The 22,970-nt window shown below is 31.1% G+C and carries 18 protein-coding genes; 12 read left to right on the top strand and 6 right to left on the bottom strand.

What is annotated here, in order from left to right; genetic code table 11:
* Positions 1 to 249 precede the first annotated feature (249 nt).
* A complete protein-coding gene (locus ACESPO_RS12730) occupies positions 250 to 882 on the bottom strand; it encodes an HAD family hydrolase (protein ID WP_499788950.1) in 633 nt (210 codons plus the stop codon).
* Positions 883 to 2,763: 1,881 nt separating this feature from the next.
* Between ACESPO_RS12730 and ACESPO_RS12725 the strand changes: the two genes are divergently transcribed.
* The 12 genes from ACESPO_RS12725 (at position 2,764) to ACESPO_RS12670 (ending at position 18,519) form a co-directional block, all read left to right on the top strand.
* Positions 2,764 to 3,012 carry an acyl carrier protein gene (locus ACESPO_RS12725; RefSeq protein WP_499788949.1) on the top strand — a complete coding sequence of 83 codons (249 nt, stop codon included), beginning with the start codon at positions 2,764 to 2,766 and terminating at the stop codon, positions 3,010 to 3,012.
* The gene (locus ACESPO_RS12720; protein ID WP_499788948.1) at positions 2,993 to 3,724 is read left to right on the top strand and encodes a PHP domain-containing protein; all 732 of its coding nucleotides are present in this window, start codon (positions 2,993 to 2,995) and stop codon (positions 3,722 to 3,724) included. The genes ACESPO_RS12725 and ACESPO_RS12720 overlap by 20 nt, the downstream gene beginning before the upstream one ends.
* Positions 3,678 to 4,604: a hypothetical protein gene (locus ACESPO_RS12715; protein WP_499788947.1), complete on the top strand. Its 927-nt coding sequence runs from the start codon at positions 3,678 to 3,680 to the stop codon at positions 4,602 to 4,604. The genes ACESPO_RS12720 and ACESPO_RS12715 overlap by 47 nt, the downstream gene beginning before the upstream one ends.
* A gap of 329 nt (positions 4,605 to 4,933) precedes the next feature.
* The gene (locus tag ACESPO_RS12710) at positions 4,934 to 6,511 is read left to right on the top strand and encodes a GrpB family protein (protein ID WP_499788946.1); all 1,578 of its coding nucleotides are present in this window, start codon (positions 4,934 to 4,936) and stop codon (positions 6,509 to 6,511) included.
* On the top strand, positions 6,496 to 8,580 hold the full coding sequence (locus ACESPO_RS12705; RefSeq protein WP_499788945.1) for a phosphoketolase family protein: 2,085 nt from the start codon (positions 6,496 to 6,498) through the stop codon (positions 8,578 to 8,580). The genes ACESPO_RS12710 and ACESPO_RS12705 overlap by 16 nt, the downstream gene beginning before the upstream one ends.
* Positions 8,564 to 9,709 (top strand): PHP domain-containing protein, encoded by a 1,146-nt coding sequence (locus tag ACESPO_RS12700; RefSeq protein ID WP_499788944.1) that lies wholly within the window; start codon positions 8,564 to 8,566, stop codon positions 9,707 to 9,709. Before ACESPO_RS12705 ends, ACESPO_RS12700 begins: the two co-directional genes overlap by 17 nt.
* A 33-nt stretch (positions 9,710 to 9,742) precedes the next feature.
* On the top strand, positions 9,743 to 10,528 hold the full coding sequence (locus ACESPO_RS12695) for a class I SAM-dependent methyltransferase (protein ID WP_499788943.1): 786 nt from the start codon (positions 9,743 to 9,745) through the stop codon (positions 10,526 to 10,528).
* Complete coding sequence (locus tag ACESPO_RS12690) at positions 10,521 to 11,816, top strand: glycosyltransferase (RefSeq protein WP_499788942.1); 1,296 nt, start codon at positions 10,521 to 10,523, stop codon at positions 11,814 to 11,816. The genes ACESPO_RS12695 and ACESPO_RS12690 overlap by 8 nt, the downstream gene beginning before the upstream one ends.
* A gap of 14 nt (positions 11,817 to 11,830) precedes the next feature.
* Positions 11,831 to 12,781 (top strand): amidohydrolase family protein, encoded by a 951-nt coding sequence (locus ACESPO_RS12685; RefSeq protein ID WP_499788941.1) that lies wholly within the window; start codon positions 11,831 to 11,833, stop codon positions 12,779 to 12,781.
* Positions 12,753 to 14,522, top strand: a complete 1,770-nt coding sequence (locus ACESPO_RS12680; protein WP_499788940.1) for an ABC transporter ATP-binding protein — start codon at positions 12,753 to 12,755, stop codon at positions 14,520 to 14,522. The genes ACESPO_RS12685 and ACESPO_RS12680 overlap by 29 nt, the downstream gene beginning before the upstream one ends.
* Positions 14,523 to 14,647: 125 nt before the next feature.
* Positions 14,648 to 16,372: an ATP-binding cassette domain-containing protein gene (locus ACESPO_RS12675; protein ID WP_499788939.1), complete on the top strand. Its 1,725-nt coding sequence runs from the start codon at positions 14,648 to 14,650 to the stop codon at positions 16,370 to 16,372.
* A 1,142-nt stretch (positions 16,373 to 17,514) separates the two neighbouring features.
* Positions 17,515 to 18,519, top strand: coding sequence for a hypothetical protein (locus ACESPO_RS12670; protein WP_499788938.1), 1,005 nt, complete (start codon positions 17,515 to 17,517; stop codon positions 18,517 to 18,519).
* 842 nt (positions 18,520 to 19,361) lie between these two features.
* Here the strand turns inward: ACESPO_RS12670 and ACESPO_RS12665 are convergent.
* From ACESPO_RS12665 to ACESPO_RS12645, 5 genes are read right to left on the bottom strand one after another with little or no spacing between them, the layout of a single operon-like run.
* Positions 19,362 to 19,775, bottom strand: coding sequence for a dUTP diphosphatase (locus ACESPO_RS12665; protein WP_499788937.1), 414 nt, complete (start codon positions 19,773 to 19,775; stop codon positions 19,362 to 19,364).
* Positions 19,765 to 20,544, bottom strand: coding sequence for an FAD-dependent thymidylate synthase (locus ACESPO_RS12660; RefSeq protein ID WP_499788936.1), 780 nt, complete (start codon positions 20,542 to 20,544; stop codon positions 19,765 to 19,767). The genes ACESPO_RS12665 and ACESPO_RS12660 overlap by 11 nt, the downstream gene beginning before the upstream one ends.
* Positions 20,531 to 20,857, bottom strand: a complete 327-nt coding sequence (locus tag ACESPO_RS12655; RefSeq protein WP_499788935.1) for a hypothetical protein — start codon at positions 20,855 to 20,857, stop codon at positions 20,531 to 20,533. Before ACESPO_RS12655 ends, ACESPO_RS12660 begins: the two co-directional genes overlap by 14 nt.
* 27 nt (positions 20,858 to 20,884) lie before the next feature.
* Positions 20,885 to 22,432: a relaxase/mobilization nuclease domain-containing protein gene (locus ACESPO_RS12650; RefSeq protein ID WP_499788934.1), complete on the bottom strand. Its 1,548-nt coding sequence runs from the start codon at positions 22,430 to 22,432 to the stop codon at positions 20,885 to 20,887.
* Complete coding sequence (locus tag ACESPO_RS12645; protein WP_499788933.1) at positions 22,404 to 22,793, bottom strand: plasmid mobilization protein; 390 nt, start codon at positions 22,791 to 22,793, stop codon at positions 22,404 to 22,406. Before ACESPO_RS12645 ends, ACESPO_RS12650 begins: the two co-directional genes overlap by 29 nt.
* Between the last annotated feature and the right edge of the window lie 177 nt (positions 22,794 to 22,970).

Raw genomic sequence — 22,970 nt, 5'->3', positions numbered from 1 at the left:
GATAAGCGGGGTTTTCCTTGGATTAAATGATTACTCTCTTTCCCGCTCATATTTTATATAGTCTTATTGCAATCAATTATAGTATTTGTCCTTGAACGGTTTAAATAATCTAATTTTCTATTTTCCCCCAAAAAAATTTTTTGAGGAAACTTCTAAATGGTTCTGATTAGTAAAAAAGATAATGAGTTAGTCTGCATCAGTTAGAAATATAGTATTTGCTAACAATAAAATTCTAAAAAACATTTTCGGTTAGATGGTTTCAATTATCTCTAGTACCATTTTTAAGTGGTTAATGAAAAATAGCCTGGGTTTATTTGAATCGTATGAAAAAGGTATTTTGTTTTCCCTGGTTATAAGAATGCAATACCATCCTCTACGGTAGGCTCCCAGTATATCTAATAGAGAATTGCTGACATATAAAATCTGATTAGAAGAAATATGTAGCATGTTCTCTAGTAAACAATAGATTTCCTTAGAGGGTTTATTGAAACCACAGTCATATGAATAAATTTTATATGAAAAATAATTACTAAGCTCGCAAAATTCCAAACTAGAAGGTTCGATGGAAATAGCATTACTTAATGTGGCTAAAATGTAATTTTGCTTGTATAAATGTTGAAGTGTAGGCAGTACATCATCAAATACTTCTTGAAGTGGTTTGTAGTTATTTATAAAATTTTCAATTATTGATTTTTTGTTTAATATATTTAAATCTTTGCAGAAAGATTCAATATCCCCTTTTTGGATTCCAAAATATTGGATTAGTTTTGCTTCAAGTCCCATGGAAGGATGGTTGATTAGTGAAGCAAGAGAATCTATAAAAGAAGGTGAAGATAAAGGGATAAGAGTGCCACCAATATCGAAGCATACAACTTTAATCATAATATATTTCCTTATCTAAAATCTACATATAGTGTAATGTATTATATAAAGTTACAGTGAATTATAAAATGTTATGGTGAGGTATGGTTCATAAGTTAAACAAAGGGAAAATCGTATCATCATTTGCCTAATGTAATGAAATAATAATAGTCCATTGAAAAGAGGAGCCCACATTCTATAATTCATATACATATTATGAGACATATAAATAAAAAGTCAAGACTAAAGAGAATACATTAAATTTTCTCTATAAGATAAAATGCGAAAGTCTTGAGTTCATTATACTATAATATTACAAGAGAGAACTCATCTTGTAATATTCGATACTTCCTATAATCCCCACTCAATTTTCTAAATACAGTTATAAACATATGTATATAGAACTTCTTCTTCGCTTTTTACGCTGCTGTGGTTTCGCATGGGGTGATAAAATTATAGGTACGCAATCTGGAACGTTTGCTTTTTTAACACTTCAAGAGCATCCTTCCTATCTTGTAATTTACGATGTAATCTGACAATCTTTTTTTCTTTATCACTTGTTCAATTACCAGAACAACGGGTAGGGACCGGACCGTCATGTTCTTTTACTACTTTCATCCAGTTTTTCAGCGCAGATTCACTGACTCCCAGATTCTTTGCTGCCTTGCGAAATGGCAATTCTGGATGATTCAATCGATACTGTACTGCATACTCTTTAAACTGTTGTGAAGATTTTGTACTATTTATATTCTAACACCAGCACACAGGACTTGAAAATTTTTTGCCAACATGCTTTAGGCATTTAGTTGTTCACTCAATGGGGAACCATGCTTCTACATGTTTTTGTAATTTGAAAATCAACTGATGCACTAGATTTCTCTAACATAGCCTTTGTCATTGAGAATCACAAGATCCGATTGGTCCTCAACGATATCTCTCAGATCTTCCGGTCATTCGTAAATGCGGTGTGATATTAAATGTGGCAATTTAGACTTCCAAAGTGATCATGGCATGAACTTTATAGACGAAATAAGTTTTTTTGAAAGACATTTTTCATAATACACACCATAGCCATGAAATGAGCGGTAGGTATTGTGATCTTCCAAATTTACAGATTGTATGTGGAAAACTATCAATCACAAAATACCGGCTGGACGGTTGAGAAAAGCAGAAATCCCTTTTCTGACGTAGCACCTCCGTTGTCTAGGGGATCGCACGTCTTGTTCTGTTAAAACGGCTTCGGCTGCAAAGGTTAGAAAAAAGATGGTGGTAATTTTTTTGACAAAAGAAAAAAACAAGCATTTTCCGAATAAATTCCAGCCAACTCACAACAAATGCAAATAGCGATGAGTTTTGGATTAGACAATTTGGCATCCAGGATATGCAGTCTGTAAGTAACTTCAGACGGGGCAAACTGATGATATAAATCATAAATTACAACATAAACAGTTAAAATAAAGTCCTCGAAAGTTTTGATAACAATGATATTATTTTGCAACTTCGACATAATGATGTCTCCTTTCGAATTTGTATTCCCTACAAATAGATAGTACATTTCATTGAAATTTCTTTATCTATCTAGCAAAATGAGTTGATTTGCAACCCTAATATTATTAAAATTACAAAATGTCAGACTATATAAAGAATCTATATATATATAAAAATATAATATATAGTAAAACAAAAAGAAAGACAAAAACCTTGAATAATAAGTAATAATAAAGTACAATATAGTGAAAGATTCCATTTTGATGAATATATTAAATAATAGAAAAAAATGGGCATAAAATCAAAAAATATAATTAATCTATTATTTGAAAGATATGATGGAAATAAACTGTTGTAGACTTATTTAAAGATAGTATGAAACCGTTATTGAAAACATGTGAAGAGGAGGCACTTATGAAAGACATTATTGTAGGGGAAATAAAAAGTATTATCTTATCAAATTGTCCAATGATAGATCAATCTATTGGAGAAATTGATGATTTAGAACAGATGGGTATTAATTCGTTTGAATTTATTGGCATTATAGTCGATATAGAAGAAAAATACGGGATTGAAATTCCGGTCGAAAAATTATCTATTAAAGAATTAAGTTGTATAAAAAAAATTGTAGAAGTGGTGGATAGTGAAAGAAGTAATGATTGATTTACATATTCATAGTATTTTTTCAGATGGCTCAGATACAATAGAAGAACTTTTAAATCAGTTTGACCTGTTAAAATTAAAAATGGTTTCTATAACGGATCATGATACAGTTGATGGTATTAGAGCAATAAAAAAGAAAAAGGTTAGTTCATTTGCTGAGATTATAAATGGCGTTGAGTTATCGATTGAAACTGCTGGAAAAGAAATTCATCTCCTAGGTTACAATTTTTCCATGGAATCTGTACTAGTAAAAAAAATAGACTATTTGAAAAAAGTTAATATGAGAAAATATATTGATTTTTTAAAGAGTGGTAATAAATTTCGGGAAGAAAGAATGAATTTAGAAGAAGCAATAGACTTAATCCATTCTTCGGGCGGGATAGCAGTTTTGGCTCATCCTAAGAGGCTGGACTTAAATCCAGGACAATTAAATAGCCTTATAACTGAATGGAAACGATGGGGATTAGACGGGATTGAATGTTTTCATCCAGAGCATAACAAAGAAGAGCAAGATTTTTATGCAAATATTGCTACTAAAAATAAAATGATTATAACAGCAGGAAGTGATTATCATGGTACAAACAAGAAGAATATTTTATTAGGATGCAGAGAAATAACGGACTATGAGTCTGAAAGGATAAGTATAGCATTTAAGGAGAAAATATATGACCGATTTAGACAATCAGAGGATAGTGCCTTTTTGGAATTGTGAAGGTTCCTACTATTATAAACTGTTAGCTAAACAAAATTTAGGACAAAGCTTAATGGAAATTTTCAGCGATAGTGAAATAGTATGTCAGGTCATTGAGAATGAAAAAATTGAAGAACAATATTTACGAAACTGGAATCCCTGGGGGTTTCAACCTATTTTTTTAAGAAAAAAGGGGAAAAGATTTATTTTTGAAGATGAAATATCTGCTTATTTCCAAAAACATCACATAATAAAAAAAATATGTGTTCGAGAAGAAATTGATGACTTATACGAATTGATAGAAAAAAAAATAAATAGAAATTTGGGAGTTATAATTAATGTTGATGAATATTATATTTCATATAGTAAATTTTTTAAAAAGAAGCATAATAAACATTCGGTATTGATTGAAGGCATAAATGAAAGCAAAATTGTGATAGGAGATTCGGAAAAGTCATCAAAGCAAGAAATAACAGTAACAGAATTGGAGCAGGCTTTTTTTAAAAGCTGCTATAGGCACATGTATTGTCAATTAATTGATTTCTCGAAATGTATAGAAGGACAAAATAATCTTGTGGTTGAGGAAATTTCAATAAAAAATAATACAAAATATATATTTGATTTGATGCGGCTTTTTCAAATAATTTATGATAATAAAGACAAAAATATGCAAATTTACAGTTTGCTTGGAATAAGATTTTGTATTTCCTTTAAAATAATCCCGTTTTATAAACAAAGAATAGGGAAAAACCAAGATGAAAAAGTCTATCAATTATTAAATTTATGGAGTAAATTAGCTAATGTAATAATGATAAAGACTCATTGTAATAGAATCCCTGAATATGACAGTATAATGAAAATTTTAAGTGATATAAGTGATTCAATAAATTATCTGCAATAACCGTAAGTAGAATGTGAAGCAAATTAATTTATAGTATTTAATTATAAGTGGAAAATTGAATGTAAGATTGCTATATAAAATATTTTATATGAGTCCGTCTTACATAATAGGAGTATAAATTACCAAAGAGGGCTCTATATAATCAGATGGAGTGGAAAATATAACATCTGATTTGTATTTGAATCGCAGTTGAGTGAATTATAGGAAGAAGAGAGGATTATAAGCATAACAACTAAAAGAGAGAGGATTATGGAATAAAATTTAACTTAAGCTGAAAAAGTAGGTTTATATTGTAATTGAAAATTAGGAAAGTAAAGGGATGAAGAATAATGTATAGTGGTTTAGGGCTAGAACGTAAAAAAGTAACTTTGAAAACAGATTATGAATTATGGGATAAAGAATACTTACATGAAAAAGAAATATTGTTGAAAAACGCAGGGAGAATCATTAGAAAGATAGAACATGTAGGTAGTACCTCATTGCACATTAAGTCTAAACCTATTTTGGATATAGCTGTAATGATAGAATCAAAGGATGATTTTGAAATCCTGAGAAATATAATAGAAAAGTTGGGGTATACATATAGAGAAAATAGTGGGGATGATGAAAGAAGGTTTTTTGCAAAAGGACCAGAAAATAAACGGACACATTATTTACATGTTCATTTTTCGGATAGTCAAAGCTGGTATAAACAAATTTTTTTTAGAAATTATATGAGAAGTCATGAAGAAGATAGGAAGGAATATGAAGAATTAAAGGAAAAATTATGTAGTCGTTATCCAGATGATCGAGCAAAGTATACGGAGGAAAAAAGTGGATTTATCAAAAATGTTTTGGATAAATTTGATAAAACATTGGCTGGATTTGAAATTTTAAGTGAAAAGTATAGTATACCTATAGAGGATATTATACTAATTTCTTTGAATAAAAGTGGAGTAAATGCAACTGGATTAACACCAAGAATTAGAATGCGAATGGCATTAAAGACACATCCAGAAGAATTTTTTTATTTTGGTTTATCTAATAATATTCATTCCCCTTTTGCTTTAAGAGATAACGTACTATATATAGAAAAAAATATAGAGATTGGAACCATAACCAATCTTGAAAATGATGATTGTGCTTCTAGCTATTTTAGGAAACAAGGAAAAGTAATTACACTAAATTCGAACAAACGAAGCACGTGTCATGGATGCAAATTTTGTCCTAATAATTTGGAATTAAATAGTGAGGATCAAAATTTGGATACATATGAAAAAGTAGAAGTACACTTTAGAAAAATATTAGGAAGAAAAGATATGTCTGATATTGAAAGATTAACAATATGTACTGGCTGTTTCGGAAGCGAAGATGCAACATTAAGTCATATACTCCTTGTAAATCAAGTAGCCAAAAGTTTTCGGTTTAATGGGACACTGCATTACATAGGATCTGAAATTCAATCAGCCAAAGCTTTTGATATTATAAAGAAAGAAGTTCAGAGTTTTATGTATACCTTTACAGTGGAGTGCTTTAGCAAAAGAGATGTTATTTTAAAAAAGAACAAGAGTAGTATTACTTTAGAAAAATATTACGAAATGTTAAAGAAAGGTAAGATATATGGATTTAAAACTAATATAATATATATATTAGGAATAGATAACATAGACATAGTTGAGAAAAATATGAGATATTTTTCTGAGGTAATGACTGAAATGCCTTTAATTAATATTTTTCAACCACACATTGATGAACATTATAAACTTTTAGCAGAGTCAGCACTAGAATTAGAATATTATTTGAAGATAAGAAAAAAGATGGAAAAAATTTTTAAGAAACTAAATAAATATCCACAGTCTTGGGAATGCTATAGGCCATTATGGTATTTTAAGTATGGAGAAGATGAATTGAAATGTATAAGGATATAGAGGTAATTGAAAAATATATAAATGCAGCGGATTATTTGACTGTAGCTCAAATTTTTTTAAAAGACAATTTTTTCTTGGAACGGAAGTTGAAGTATAGTGATTTGAAAAAAAATCTAAAAGGACATTGGGGAACAAGCCCAGGCGTAAATTTTATTTATGCACACCTAATTAATTTTTCAAAAAAGTATAAGTCGAAATGTTCTCTTGTTATTGGTACGGGCCATGCGGCAGAAGCACTACTATCCAATTTATTTTTGGAAGGAACACTTGAATTATATTATGGTTTAAAGCGAAACCAATCTGGAATTGAGTCTTTAATTAGTATACAAGAACGGTTTAAAATACGCTCGGAAATCAATCCACAGTTTCCTGGAACCTTATATGACGGGGGTGAATTGGGATACTCTTTATCATTTGCTCAAGGTAGCGTTATGGGAGACAAGGAAAAAATCGTATTTTGTATCGTTGGGGATGGGGAGGCAGAAACTGGTACTATATCAGCAGCGTGGCAGGCCCAAAAATTATTAAATTTGTCATATGACGGTCAGGTTATTCCTATTTTAAATTTAAATAGATTCAAAATGGGAAATCCCTCTCTTTTTTCGAGTATGACAGATATGGAAATACTTAATTTTTTTCAAGCACTTAGATATGATGTAAAAATTATACATTATGATCATAAGGAAATGATTTCTGCCCTTGACTGGGCTTTTGAATGTGTAAAAAAGCAGAGAAATCCACTGATTGTTTTTTGCAGTTTGAAGGGACAAGTACAGGAATTTGATGGAGCTTCAGAGATAATAGGGCAATATTCTCATAAAGTACCACTAAAAGAAGCTTTAGCAAAACAGGAAAATATAGAAATATTAGAACGTTGGCTGACATCGTATAAGCCGAGAGATATTTTTGAAGACAGAAAAATATCAGATGAATTGTTGAGTTTTACAAAAAATTCGTGTTTGGGAAAAAATATTTTGTATGCTGTCAAAGATGGCAAAGAAGATAATTATACATTAGTGGAAGAAGATGTGAATATACTGTGTGAGAACAGTACATATAATGTAGAATGTTTAGACAAGTATATTGAAAAGCTCCTTTATGAAGATGATAATTTTATGGTATTTTCTCCGGACGAATTAGGTTCTAATAGATTTTTTAGGCTAGATAAATTAAAAGAATCTAGCAATAGAATTAAAGAAATACTAAATGAAAATATCTGTATGAGTTGGTTGCAAGGACACATACAGTCGGGAGGTAATGGAATTCTAATATCTTATGAAGCTTTTGCTCCTATATTAGATAGTATGGTTAGCCAATATTGTAAATATCTATATCAAAGCAAAAAAATTATTTGGAGAGGAAAAAAAAGTTCGTTAAATTTTATTTTAACTAGTTTATGGTGGACCAATGTTTATTCGCATCAAAATCCAGGATTTGTTGATAATCTACTGATGCAGTCATGGGATTTTGTACAATGTTATTTTCCTATTGATAAAGTTACGTTGTTATTATGTTCAGAAGAAAGTTTTAAAAGCTATAATAAAGTCAATATAGTTGTATGCTCTAAACATGAGAATACTTTTTTCTTGAATTTCCATGAGGCAAAAGAAGCGGTTGAATTGGGATATTATGATTGGAATACGCAGAATAGTAATCCGAATCTAGTGATCTGTACTATAGGAGAAAGTTCATTAGCGGAGGGGAAAAAAGCCATAAAAATATTTGAAGAAACTATGGAAAATATTAGTGTAAAATTAATAAGTGTTCTAAGCTTTAAATTTTTTGATAATGAAAAATTAGTAAAGAAATTATTCAGTTTGAATCCAGCTATTTTTGTATATCATGGATACAAAAATACTATTAAGTCGAGGATTTTCGGAAGGATTGATAATAAAAAAGTCCGAATTTTAGGCTATGAAAACAGGAGCGACATTTCAGGAAACACATTAGAAAAATTATCGTCTAATCATTTATCCCATGTGGATATAGTAAATAATATGTATGAATTAATAGGCGTTGATAATTTGAACGATGAGTATGGTAGGGATATAAATGAAAAATATGAATGACAAGTTATTTTGGGATAAATATTTAAAATATTTGATAGTTAAACTTGAAAATCTTCTGAATCAACATAGAAAGTATTATTTAGTGGATTTACATATTCATACAGCAGCTTCATCAGATGGAAGTGACACTTTTTTACAGAAAATAAAGCGGGCGAAAGAGGAAAAATTTGATATTATTTCAATTACAGATCATGATACCTTTGCTGCGTATGATGAATTGTATGACTTAATAACTAGGCATGAAATTTGTATTGATGATGTCCCCATTATTATTCCTGGTATCGAATTTTCAGTATATTATGAAAAATACAATGGTTTGTGTCATGTATTAGAATATTTCTGTAATCCCAAATCTTTAAAAAGTGTCGAAAAAGAAAAAGTAAATATAGATGCTTATTGGAAAAGATGCAAGATTCAGTTTGAACGCTTAAATTATAATCCGGCTTTGAATTACTATAGATTAAAATATGATATTCACTTTTCGGAAGAAGAATATTTTAATTATCTTAAAAGAGAAGGAGAGTTATATCCAGAGTATAAATCTTTAATTGATTATATTTATTTAAAATTACAAGAGAAAAATATAACAATTAGTGACGTGAAAGAAAAATTAAGTGAGTTGCTTATTTATGATCAGTGTAATGAACGAAAAGAAAAAATGAAATTAAAGTTAGAAGAATATCAGAGACGGCATCGAAATGAAGACATAAATTTGTGTTCTAGATTATTAATGCCACTACTTGCACCAGTTGGAATTGATGATGCGGATTATCTTGATGAAGAGCCAAGGGGAAGTTTGTCTATTGGGAAATATGGACAGTTAAATATTAGGGAGATGGAAGGAGAAGGTATATATATATTAGCACATCCGGATGTCGAGCGGTTGGGACTTCTTTTAAATGACATTCCTTTTTTAGGAACGGATATTTTGGGATATGAAATAAATGCAAACAACTGGAAATCTACGGGGAAAGAGATAGAATTTTGTGCGAATAAAAACGGATTTCTAATATCTCTAGGTTCAGATTCTCATTCGGTAAAGGACTCTATATATATCAACAAGCAATGCTTCTTATATGAGTGGGGATATTTACAAAAATTATACTTGAAAGCAAAAGTATTGGTATGAAATAATATTTTGAGTGCTAAAAGGAGGTAAAATATGAGTAAAAGGGAAATTGATCAATATAAAACAGCGTCTAATTTAAATGCAAGGATTATATTACATGAGAAGTATAGTGTTAATAGTGAAGGATTTCATGAGTGGGTATTCAGACAAATGAATTTAGTTAGTGGCATGAAAATTTTAGAATGTGGTTGTGGACCAGGAGCTTTATGGTATAAAAATAAAAATAAAATTCCTCCATTTTTAAAAATTACTTTATTAGATAGATCGTCTGGAATGTTACAAACAGCAAAAGAAAATATTGGGAAACTTGATAACATAGAATTTACATACCATGAAGGGAACGTGCAAAATCTTCCGTTTGCTGATCAAGAATTTGACATTGTTATTGCAAATCATATGCTGTACCATGTTGAAGATATTATTAAAGGTATAAGTGAGTTAAAAAGAGTATTAAGAAAAAACGGAAGATTTTATGCATCTACTTTTGGAGTAAATCATTTAAAAGAGTTAGATTCTTTAACTAGAAAGTATGTAGATATGCCATTAAATCGAACATCAGATAGATTTACTCTCAACAATGGAGAAGAAAAAATTTTAAGGGTGTTTGAAAAAGTTGAGATAAGGAGGCATGAAGATAGTCTAGAAGTTACTTCGGGCAATGATTTGATAAATTATATACTGTCAGGAAGTAGAGCAAAGGAGCAACTTGTTGGAGAAAAAAAAGTAAGGTTTATTGAAGATATTGAAGAGTATTTTTCTACCCATAAATTGTTTCATATTCAAAAAGATGCAGGAGTTTTTATAGCTACAAATGAATAAGAAAAGAATAGTTATTTATGTTAATAATCATATTAGTCATTATTGGGCAATATATGATTTCACTAAAAATATAGCGGAAAAATATGAGTTGACATACGTGGGATTTGAGGAAAGTAGAATCTTTCTTGAAAAATCAGGAGTAGATTTTATGATTTTGCAAACCTGCACGTTTCAAGAACTGATATCGAAAAAGGGAACTGATCGTATAAAATATAGAAATATGTTAAATAAAATTACAGATGAATGTAAACAAATTTTAGAAAAACAAGACATAGATGCAGTTTTATTTCATGTTTCAAGATTCTATTTATTTTTTGAAGCTGCTTATCAATGTGAAAAAAAAATATTTCTATATACAACAAACTGTGGGCAATATTTTTTTAACACAAAATTTCCACCTAATACTAGCAGCTATATACCTGATTTAAGATTAAGATCACAAATTATTGTTGTAATTCACTGGATTAGACGAATATTGAGATTAGAGTTGTCAAAAAAGACGTATTCTGGCCTAAAATATACTATAAGTTTAATGAAAAAAAGTTATAAAATGAGGAGAAAATTAAAATATGGCTTAGATGGCTTGTATATCGAATACCCTACACTTATTTTAGGAAGTGGAGAATTTGAATATTTAGATTTCAAAAATGTAAATTCTAATGTAAATGTTTATACTGGTTTAAACAAAATAAATAGAAAGGAATATGTTTCTCGACTAAATTTCGATAATAAAAAAGTGATTTACTGTACTTTTGGAACTTTAAGTCATAGATATTTGAAACTACAAAGTTTTTTTGTAAAATTCTTTCAGATTGTGCAAAAACATTCCGATTGGGATGTAATAGTAAGTTTGGGTGAAAAGGGTAAAGAGATAGGGTGTTATAAGATTCCTACGAATGTGTATATATATGATTTTATTAATCCAGAAGAGATTATGCCATTTGCAGATGTAGTGATTTGTCATGCGGGTTATGGAACCATAAAAGATTGCATTATCTATGAAGTACCAATTTTAGCATTGCCTTGCAGCTACGATCAGCATGGAAATGCTGCAAGAGTGGAAGCGTTATCTATAGGAAAGTGCAGTACATTATTAAAAAGAACTATTATGGAAAGAATATCCAAAAAAGCTAAATCATTTGATGGCATAGAAAAGATTGAAACCCTATTGCTGGAACTTATTAGCAATCATAAATATAAAGATAACATATGTGATTTGCATGAACGAATAAATTATAAAAAAGAAAGGGAACAAGCTGTAAATACGTTCGAAGATTTATTGTTATAAGGTTGATACAGAAAATGTCTAAATTTACTGAAGCTTTACTAAATTGTGAAATAGAAAAAATAAGAGAGATTGAAAAAAATGATTTACACAAGCATTCTACAACAGGAGGAAAATGTTGGGATTTAAGGTTCCGAAATGAAATTAATTATTTTGATTCTATTGAGGAGATGGAACAATGGTATGAAGATAATTTTCATGAATTAGAGGGGGCAATAGGATATTATAAAAAAATTCGAGCGTCATTTAAAGAATGTACAGATAATGGAATTGTTTTTTGTGTAATGAGTTTTTCTTTACAGGAAATTTTAAGTTTTAAATCTATGAGTCAGTTTATGAAGTGGATAAAAAGAGTAAAGGACTCTGTTGCCAAAGATTTAGTATTATTGCCGGAGGTTTCGTTTGATTGGAGAGTTCCATTTAAGAAAGTTGAATACTGCTTAGACGAGATATTTAGCGCGGGATGGATAAAAGCTATTGATTTATCAGGACCAGAATTAGCTTTACCCATTGAAGAATTTATCCCTTTATATAGAAAAGCGGAAGAATATAAGCTAAGAAAAAGAATACATATAGGGGAATTTGGAAGTCCGAATGAAATCATAAAAGCAATAGATTTGTTAGGCTTAGATGAAATTAATCACGGTATTTCGAGTGTAGATGATATGAATGCTATGAGCTTTATTAGAAGACAACAAATTCCATTAAATATATGTCCTACAAGTAATATACGATTAAAACGAGTAAATACATATAAGGAACATCCTATTAGAAAATTGTATGATAATAATATACTTGTTACAATTGCTTCAGATGATCCGTTGATTTTTGGGCAAAGTGTGTCTGATGAATATTTAAATTTATTTTGTAATGGAGTTTTTGAGGTAGAGGAGCTGGACAAGATAAGGGAAAATGGAATAGAGGTGGCTAGAGAATACAATGAAAATGTTAATGAAATATTGCTTTAATTCAATAAAGTTAAATCCAATTTATTGGGGAATTAATTTTGCAATCATCATTATTATTGCTTTTGCACGATTTGGAATCACATACTCATTTAAATGGATGACTGATACAGCATTGTGGGCCTTTGAAGGAGGGAGAATTAATATAAATATAATTCTTCCTGTTGCTTTTTTATTTTGTATGCTTTGTATTGGTTCAAATACAGCAAATATAAATAATTATTTGGAATTATTATGCACAAGCAGATCGAAAAAAATCTATACAAAGATTTTTCAAAAAAATAGCTATCAAGAAAAGCAAGACACATTTTATAAAAAGGAATTTTATGATAACTATGAATTTGTGAAGAAAAATTTGGATAATACGTCAAAAATTGCATTTACAATATTTAATAAATTATTTGCTGCCAGCATCCAATTGCTACTGACTATTACGGCGATAACAGTTTTTAACTTAAGTGTTCTTGTCTTTATAGTTTTTATCGCAGTAATAATGTATTTTATTAATGGATATATTGTTAGAGAACGTGTGAAAATTAATAAAAAAACTATAAACAAGGAAAGAAAATCAGATTATTATACAATGCTATTAGGAGAAAAAAAATATGCAAAAGAATTAAGAGTATATAATTTGAGCTTATCATTTTTGAAAAAATGGGAGTCTTACTTTTTGCAGTTCACAGATGAAAAAATTCGTTTTGAAAATAAATCTCTCTTCTTATCGTTAATTCCTGATATTATTCAGAAATTTTTATCGGGATTATTAACAGTATTTTTTTTAAGACTTGTAAGTTTAAATAAAATGTCGATAGGTGATTTTACTTTTTTGTTCGGGATGATGATGACACTTATGGCAGAGAGCAACAAAATTATTCAAATAATTACTAGGGATATACCTGAAAATATTGAATATATAGAAAAGTTTAACGAATTTATAAAAAAAACGAGAAAAAATACAAATGATGCGGGAGAATATGTAAGTGAGTTTGATGAAATAAAATTAAAAAATGTTTCTTATAAGTATCCAAATCAAAAAGGATATGCTTTAAAAAGTGCTAATATCTCTCTAAGGAGGGGGGAAGTAATAAGTATTTTAGGATATAACGGAAGCGGTAAGACTACCCTTTCGAAAGTATTATGTGGATTACTAGAAGATTATGAAGGAGAAATTATATTAAATGGAAAAAATTTAAAAGATCTGAACCAGGAAGATGTATTTCGGTTATTTGGGGTAGGGTTTCAAGAGTTCACTCGATATAGTTTAACAATGAAAGAAAACGTAGGATTGGGGAAAATTGAATATATTTCTAATTCAGATAAGATTTTACAGGCATGCAAAAAAGGAGGTGCTGATACAATAATTGGCAAATTGCCAAATGGATTGGATAGTATCTTAGGAAAAGAATATGATAGTAATGGAGCAGAACTTTCACGAGGAGAATGGCAAAAAATTGTGTTATCTAGAGCGTATATGGGAAATTCAGAAATCTTAATTTTAGATGAACCAACTGCTTCTATTGATCCGATTCAAGAGATGGAATTACTGGCAAATTTTAGAAAAAATATAGAAAATAAGACAGCAATTCTTATATCACACAGAATAGGATTTGCTAAATTAGCAGATAGAATATATTTTATGGAAAATGGAGAAATCATTGAGGCTGGTTCGCATGAGCAATTGTTGCAAACGAAAGGAAGCTATTATGAATTGTATGAAAGCCAAAAAATGATTTATGAAGTATAATAAAAGTATATTTGCCATGAATTCGATTATAAACTTCATTTGTTTTTTAATAATATAGTAAAACACATTGTAGAAAATTTAAACAGCTACTTTAAATCTAGTCATATTAATAAAAGGTAAGGCTTATGAAGAAATTAAACATTAAAATTTTTGAAGTAAATAGACTGGCATTTACAGTTGCAAAAAAGGAATATATTATATGTATATTGCTATATTTGCTTATGTCAGGAAATGTATTTCTGAATTTATATTATAGTGAATATAATATGAATTTAGCATACAAATTATTAAATGGTAAAGTATCATTTAATAATTCAGTAATAGGCATAGCTGGTTTTACTATCGGTATGATATGTTTTTCAATACTTGATACAATAAAGAAATTTGTTGAAAGCAAATTGATTTTAAAATTCTCATATAATATAGAATACAATTTAAATGAACAATTGAGCAAAATTTCTTGGGAGTATTTTGAAACACATGATATAAATTTAAAAATCCATGAAACTAGAACTAAAGGTTTGGATAGTATGAAAAGTATTTTAAAAAATTCTTTATATTATATCAGTATTATACCCTTAATCTTTATTTACTTGTATTATCTATTCCGAATCTATTGGATATTTGTGTTAATATATTTTTTCTTGTTTCTTTTGTTCAATAAAAAAGCACAATCACTGTATAAAATACTCGGAGGACTTTGGGAAAATGCAAAAGAGAGAAGTCAAAAGCAAGAATATTTATTTAATTTAACTGGGAATATGGTGGAACATCAAGAATATAAATTTTATAGAATGTATCATTATATTTCAAATAAATGGGATCAAGAATTTGAAAACGAATACAAGATTACTTCTGGCATATATAAAAAAACAGAGATTTTGAATAAATTAGCTAGTGTTTTGTACAATATTCCAAGAATACTAATTCTGTTAATTACAATGTATGAAGTAGCCTTGGGAAAACATGATGTAGGAATAATAATTGCTATTAATTCCGTATTGACTAGTATTACAAATATGATTATGCAAATCCAAGAGAATCTTCAGGACGATATAGTAAATTCTTACTTTGTTCGTATATATAACGAAATATTAGGATTTATCACGTCAAAAGATAGAATAAAGGTAGAGAATTCAGAGATTGTGTTTCGAAATATTACATATTCTTATCCCCAATCGAACGTCTTTGCTCTGAAGAATATAAACTTAACAATAAAAAAAGGGGAGAAAATTTTTATAGTAGGAACTAATGGTAGTGGAAAGACAACATTTACTAATTTAATTTTAAGCTTAATTCAAAATTATGAAGGTACATTAATGACCCCTTCTCTGGAAAAGATATCTGTTATCACGCAAGAATTTTTAGAATATCAGGGAACTGTACGTGATAACATTTTGCTAAATAGTAAAAATATTAGCGATACGGAAATATGGGAAATCTTAAAAAAAGTTGGCTTATATGATTACATTTACGGATTACCAGATAAGTTAAATACATTTCTAGGACATTTAGAAAATGGCATTCAGTTATCAAAAGGACAGTGGCAAAAAATTGCTATGGCTCGTTTAATCGCAAAGAAGAATGCGAGTATTTGGATTTTGGATGAGCCGACAGCACATCTTGACCCTTTATCAGAAATAGAAGTTTATAATTTAGTGAAAAATCTCGCTGGTGATAGAACTGTTATTTTTATTTCGCATAGATTAGGATTTTCAAAAGATGTGGATAGGGTAATTGTTTTTGACAAGGGCAGAATTATAGAAGAGGGAACACATGATGCATTAATACAGAATACTACATCATATTATTCAAAACTTTATTTAGGACAATTAGAATGGTATATATAATTTGAATGTTTACAGGATGTGATAACATCAAGAGGAGTTTGGTAAAATTGAAATCTTGCTATTTAGTGGTAGGCGATCATTCGATTATTATATCAGTGAAGAAAACTAGTTTTTATAGGGTAGCTTTGATATTATAGCTTAGGTGCTGGAGTGAGTACAATTAAATAAGAGTCTATGCTTAATCATGAAGTATGGCTGTAAACGTTCACAATAGGCGCTTATGTTTTTGTAATGTCATCTTTTGGAAAAACAGCGATTAGGTCAGAAGAGAGCTGATAGTTTTTTTCGCCTTTGAGGCACCGAAATTATAGACGTAGCATTTGTATCATTTCTGGGAATGTTCCGTAAAGGACTGCAGAGACTTGCCGCGTACACAGTCCGCATGCCAGTAGATGTAGACAAAATCCTCTGTTTCTGGCTACCATCACTAAGGGCAAGACTGTCAAAGAATTCGTTGGCTCTGGGATAGGCTTGATCAAGAAGAGAAATGAAGTTGATTTTCATGGTAGTTTTTTGGTCCATATAGAAAACGAACTGCTGGTTCATAGTATTTGTCGGTAGGCTCCATGCCAGTTTTTGTTTCTACATCAAGACTTTTGATTTGGATAATGAGAGCATTGATAGAGGACTGTGTGGAGGATATCGAAAGGCAGCATGAGAATTATCGCTCTGGGCCTGCGGATAGTGATAGCACTTTTATCTTTAGAAACATCGATACCAATAGTGTTCATGATAAAAACTCCTTTGAAATAAATTAGCAATGGTCATCAATACTAGATTTACTCATTGTCTATTCAATTTACTAGAGATTTTACACGAACGTAAGAGGGTTCAATCTGCGTAAAACAAATGCTACGAATGTGGCTTGTTGATTGACTTATTTAGATACGTTTGTGTTCCGGAAAGGAGGGACAGATCTATTGCCATACTCATTCTAATAGCTTAAATTTCCGCTAACTTGAGGAGCAGAGTTTTTGTAGGTGAATCAAACACTCAAACTCTATAAAGAATTTTACATTTACAACAATATTTTTACTAATTCACATAATATTTTGTTTTTATTATTGACATTTCTTTACTATTTTTTTATTCTTATTTTAAAGATACTATTTTTTGTTGTATTACAGGAGTATAAGATTATTATGAAGACAAATTTACCGTTTAAATTTCCTATGATAACACATGTACCATTTGATAATTGTCTATTAGGAATTTTACAAAATTATCCTGAAACTTTTGATTGGATCTATTCTAATTTTGTAAATGTATATATTAATAAAAAGAATGGGGCAGATTACTTTTTCCCAAAATTTCTTTGGAATATTTGTCCTTTTATTGATACTTATACTCTTCCGTTTATATTTGTCAAAGATAATTTTATCAATTACACCGATTTTTTAGAGTTCTGTCTTAAAGATGGTTTTTATGTCTATTCTCTCTTGAATAGACATCCTATTCAGAAATACAAAACGCAGATAGATGATGACCATAATCCCATCATTACTAATATAGATACTTTATCGCAGACTGTACAGATGTATGATTTTTTTAATAACGGGATTTATACCATGTATGAGTGTCCGTATGCTGAGATTAATGAAGCTTTTTGTTCTCTTCCCAAATGTAAGGGGTTTAATGTAGATGATTATTTAAATAATTATTCAGAAATTATTCTTTTAAAATATCATCCACACCAGGAATACAAGTTTAATCCTGATAATTTAAAGAAAACTATTTACGATTTTTTGAATTGCACTAATCTATTATCGAAATGTGATTCTTATTTGTTTTTAGAAAATAATTATAAGGACTCGTTCTTCTGGGGAATAGAATGTTGGAAAAACATATTTCAATCCCCAATGGTTAGACGGCATTTTAGCCTACTGCGTGCTCACAGTAAAATGTGGAGTTATCGATATCAATACTTTTCAGAAAAGAAGTATTTAAATGCTTCTAACTATATTGAATCTATAATTTTTGAATTAATTAATACAACAACAATTGCGTTAAATTTTTATTTAAGGGAATCTTTTAGGAAGAACAAGTTTGGAGATTGCAATTTTGAAAGAATTTTTCCATTATTAGAAAAATGCGAAATGTTAGAATATAGAATTTGTGAATACTTTATATCTAATTTAAATGACTAATAGGACAATATATCTAACGTATCTTCTAAAATTTGCCTTCATCCCCCAATAATATTGTTTCTTGATTATCGTTACCCTGTTAATAAAAGAGTGTATATTAAAAAGTTTAACAAGACTAGGATGTGGACAAAAGTAAGACTGAATACGATTAACAAAGGGATGAAATATAAATAAAGATATCGAATAGGCTAAATAGTATCGAAAGTCTATAATCTATGGTTTGTCAGAAAATTGAAGAGGGGTATGGATGAACTTCTTTTTGTCAGAAAAAAGGATTTTAAAACTGTAAAAATGGCAAATTATAGGTTTATTCATGGACAGAAGAATACAATCAATAATGATATAATTCTGTGATGAGGTATGAGGAAAACTCAAAAAGAGCTTTCCTCTGTTTTTTATGTTAGAATGTAACCGTCGAGTCACAGCACTAAAAATCGGTATCAACATAGTGGGTGATGATGAGGGCTTTCGTGTAGCAAAATTGTAAACATCAAATCGTTTTTTTCCAAATTTAGGTGATTTTTTATTCAAACTTCCTTCTTCTAATTTGTGGTTATATTTATAGCAGATAGCGTTTTTGACTGCATCAATATTAGCTTGTAAGTCATTTACATATATATCCAATTCATCGATTTTCAAAGATGATGACTGTACAATCCATCTATCAAGTTCATCTTCTTTTCGCGAAAATATTATTTTGTGCTATTTTCTAAGTAGAGAATATAAGTCACCGGGAATAGGATATTTTTTTAGTAGTTTCATATCATTCCTTTCAATGAAATTATAGTAAGATGCAGAGGTTCCAAAAATAATGAGCCAGCACCTCAAAAAATAAGGGATTGTTATTTACCTGTACTTCCAAAAGCTCCGGTATCTCTTTCTTCTCCGAGATCCAGAACAAAGTCAGCAATTAGAACCGGAGTGATAACCAGTTGCCCTACACGGGTATCTTTGCGGAGTGTCTGGGATTCTGAACTAATATTGCTGATGATGGTATGAATCTCTCCACGATATCCAGAATCAATAGGCGGAAGTTCGCAGACCAATCCTTTTGCAGCCATGCTGCTTCTGGGAAAGACATAACCGGCATATCCGTCTGGAATTACGAGTCCAAAGCCTAAGGGGATTTTTGCAATCTTTCCCGGCTTTAATGTGTAGTCATAAGGCATATATACATCAGCTCCAGCATCATTTTCATGAGGACGGAAGGGATAATGATCTTTCTCTAATCCAAAATCGATTAATTTAATTTTCATAAACAGCTACCCTCCCTTCTACGAGCAGAGGATAATCTGCTCTCATTATTTCTAATGGTGACCATTCTTTTGGGATAGGAATTCCACAGGACATAGAACCTTCTTCACAACATCCCCTTTGACAAAAAGGACCGGTCAGCTTCGGTGAAAATAACACCGGATCGAATTCATATAGTTTCTGCCAGATATCCAACATTACAATTCTTGTTTCGTCGGTATTTCTCCTACAGATTCGCTGACTGATCATATGTTTCCACTCATAAGGTGTAGCACAGATGATCAGAATATTTCTTAAAGCATGGGGGAGGGCATATCCGGCGGAATCATGATGAAATCCCACAGAACACAATTCCTGATAGCATCTGAGATCCGATAAGCAGCTTTCCAGATAGAGATCAAGGTATCTCTGTTCTGAAAAAAGGATTTCATATGGAATCGCAAATGCAGCTTTTTCTGAATAGTTGCTATATTGCAGAGATGCACTCATGAATTTTACTTCATTCTGATGACGGGTGATCTGTGTAAGAAAACGTCTGCTTGCACCTACAATTGCAACTGTGATTACCGTAAATTTCTGTACGGTTGGGTGGGGAAGACTGGCGATTCGGTCTACAGTTTTATCTGTAAAAGATTTCTGATAAAGCACCATAAGGTCATCCATGTTTTGAATAGAGTGACCTTGTTGGGTAAGTCTTGCCGCAAATACCATGTTTTGAGCTGCCTCCTGAATGGTATAACTATTTAAAATCTTTGTCTCAATGTGATCCATAGGCTTGTTCCTCCTTTATCAATGCTTTCAGCAGAATGAGATAGTTGATGCAGTCTGTGATCTTCTCATCCCATTGCTCTAAGTCAAATTGGAGCAGAGAAGAGTAACACATATCATAGAGAGATACGATATGCTTGGACATCATTCCGGCCAGAGCAGCCTTAGGTGTGCATCCCTGTAATGAGGCGGCGATTTTAAATGCACTCAGGCGGTCAATGCGGTCTCCTGTGTATTCTTTCTTCTTATATGCCAGGACATCGGCACATTTTCGATACTGTTGTTCAAGTACAACATTAAATTCATTTTGTGTCATATTGTAATTCCTCCTTCGTAAAATGATTTATAATTCAGGTTCCTGTGTCTTTTGCTTTTTCGGAACCTGGTTGTGGAGAAGTGCTTCCACATTTTTGTCTACGGTTCTTAAATCTTGTGTCAGATCCTCTAGAGAACGAATGGATGATTTTTGCTGGTCGATCTGTTCCTGTAAGCTGGCTTTTTGTTCCTTCAATGTCTTGATGGAAAGCATCTTTTCATCTGGATAAAAAGATTTCAGCCAGTCACGGGCTTCTTCATATGCTTGAATTTCAGCGGTGTGTTCCTTTCGGAATCTGCCTTTGTTTTTCGCTTTTAAAAATTCGGTATAGATTGCTTTCTGTGCAAAATATTGTCCAGTGTAATGGATCTGACGGTTAATGCTTTTCAAATCTGCATTCATTTTCATAAGCTGATCTGTTGCCTGATCTAACTGTTTTTGAGATTCGGAAAAGGCATTTTTTAATTCGGTTTGGGTATTGTATCCATGTTCTTGCACATAGATAATGGTATTTGCCATTTCCTGAAGATTGGATATTTTTACCCGATGAGCATATCCGGGACTTTGCATTGCTTTTACATTTTTCTGAAGATCTACCACCAACCGTAAATGCGATCTGACATAAAGAATGGTTATCGGATCTTTTCGTAGGAAGAGCTGTTCTAAATGTTCTTTGCCGTATTGAGTTCCCAAAGCCTTCTCTGTAATCCGTTTGTCCCGATCCGGATGGAGATAACGATATCTTCCTCTTTCTTCAATGACGGAAATCTGATATTTTTCAAAAAGAAGTGATTGAAATTCCTGAAAGCTTTTAGAATGCGAGCTGCATTCTTCGATGGCATTCCTGAGTTCTTGCTTCTGTGTCTGAAATGTAGTGGCAGTTGGTTTCAACCCATCTGCAATGATTTTTTTGTTTGTCTCTTCTAATTTTTTCTGCCCGGATTTTTGAGCCATATATTCCGCTTGTGTCACTTTAGTTTCAGCCGGAGAGAGAAGATCGATCTGATGAAGTCCCTCCTGGATGCACATATCCATAATTTCTTTCTTGAAATAATTCAGAAATTTATTTGTGGATCGGTGTTTGTATCCGGCAATTTCTTCATGGGGCTTATCCATGTAACTCTGCCTTCTGACAGCTTTCTTACGGACGCTGTTAATCACAATGTGCGTATGGATATTACCGGAACCATTGTGACCATCGGTATGTGTCACGATAAGAGCCTGATATCCGGGAAATATTTTTTTGGCAAGGTCTAAACATAATTTCTGCGCCCTTTCCCCGGTCAGTCCACATTCTGATTTATCATCCGGATCAAAACTGATGATATAATGGTGACTTTTGATTTCAGATGATTTTTTGTTTTTATGAAATTTTGCATTTATTAGACTACACTCCTTGTCAAAAGACATCGGATCACAGTTGAGACCATCCATGTAGAATTCATCTCTTAAAAGACTTCGCCCCATTTCATCTTTTATCTTTTTTCCAGTGCTCTCATCATGTTGGAAAAGCAGATAATCAATGGCATTTGAATAGTTGGCATTTCTACTTTTGATGTGCTTTAGTATCGCCATGAAAATCACCTGCCATTTCTAACACTTTTTTTCGTAAGAGGAAGAGGTCGGAGATACATTGATGGATTTCATTTTCCATAGCCTGGGAATGAGTTCCACCGGTATTAAAATACTTGGCGATCTGGTTCAGATTGGAACCAATCTTGCCATATTGTCCGACTAGATCCCGAAGTAGTTTGATGTCTGCGACAATTTCTACATTGTTATAAATTTTCTTTTCAGTTAGAAGCCTTCGCAAATATTCGGAACGGGTTGTGCCTAGAGAAGCACAAGCCTGATCCAATATCGTTATCTCTGTGTCTGATAGCCGCACAGCGACAAAATTAGGATGTGATAATTCGGCTTGCTTTCGTCTTTTCATGTTCCTCCTTTCATTTGATTTTTCCATCATGTAGTGATGCCACTAATTAAGATATCGACTGTCCCTTCCGATATAGAAAGTAGTGATGCGTACACCCTTTGGTGGAAGCTAGTAGACGCAAAAGGCGCCTAAATCTTCGAGGGTATGGGGAAACGAAATCCCCATCAAGATGAAAAC

The organism is Coprococcus sp. HPP0074 (genome assembly GCF_964238105.1).
GTDB lineage: Bacteria > Bacillota > Clostridia > Lachnospirales > Lachnospiraceae > Faecalimonas > Faecalimonas umbilicata.
The sequence above is the reverse complement of the archived record's forward strand: the minus strand, read 5'-3'. Positions and strand labels throughout refer to the sequence as shown.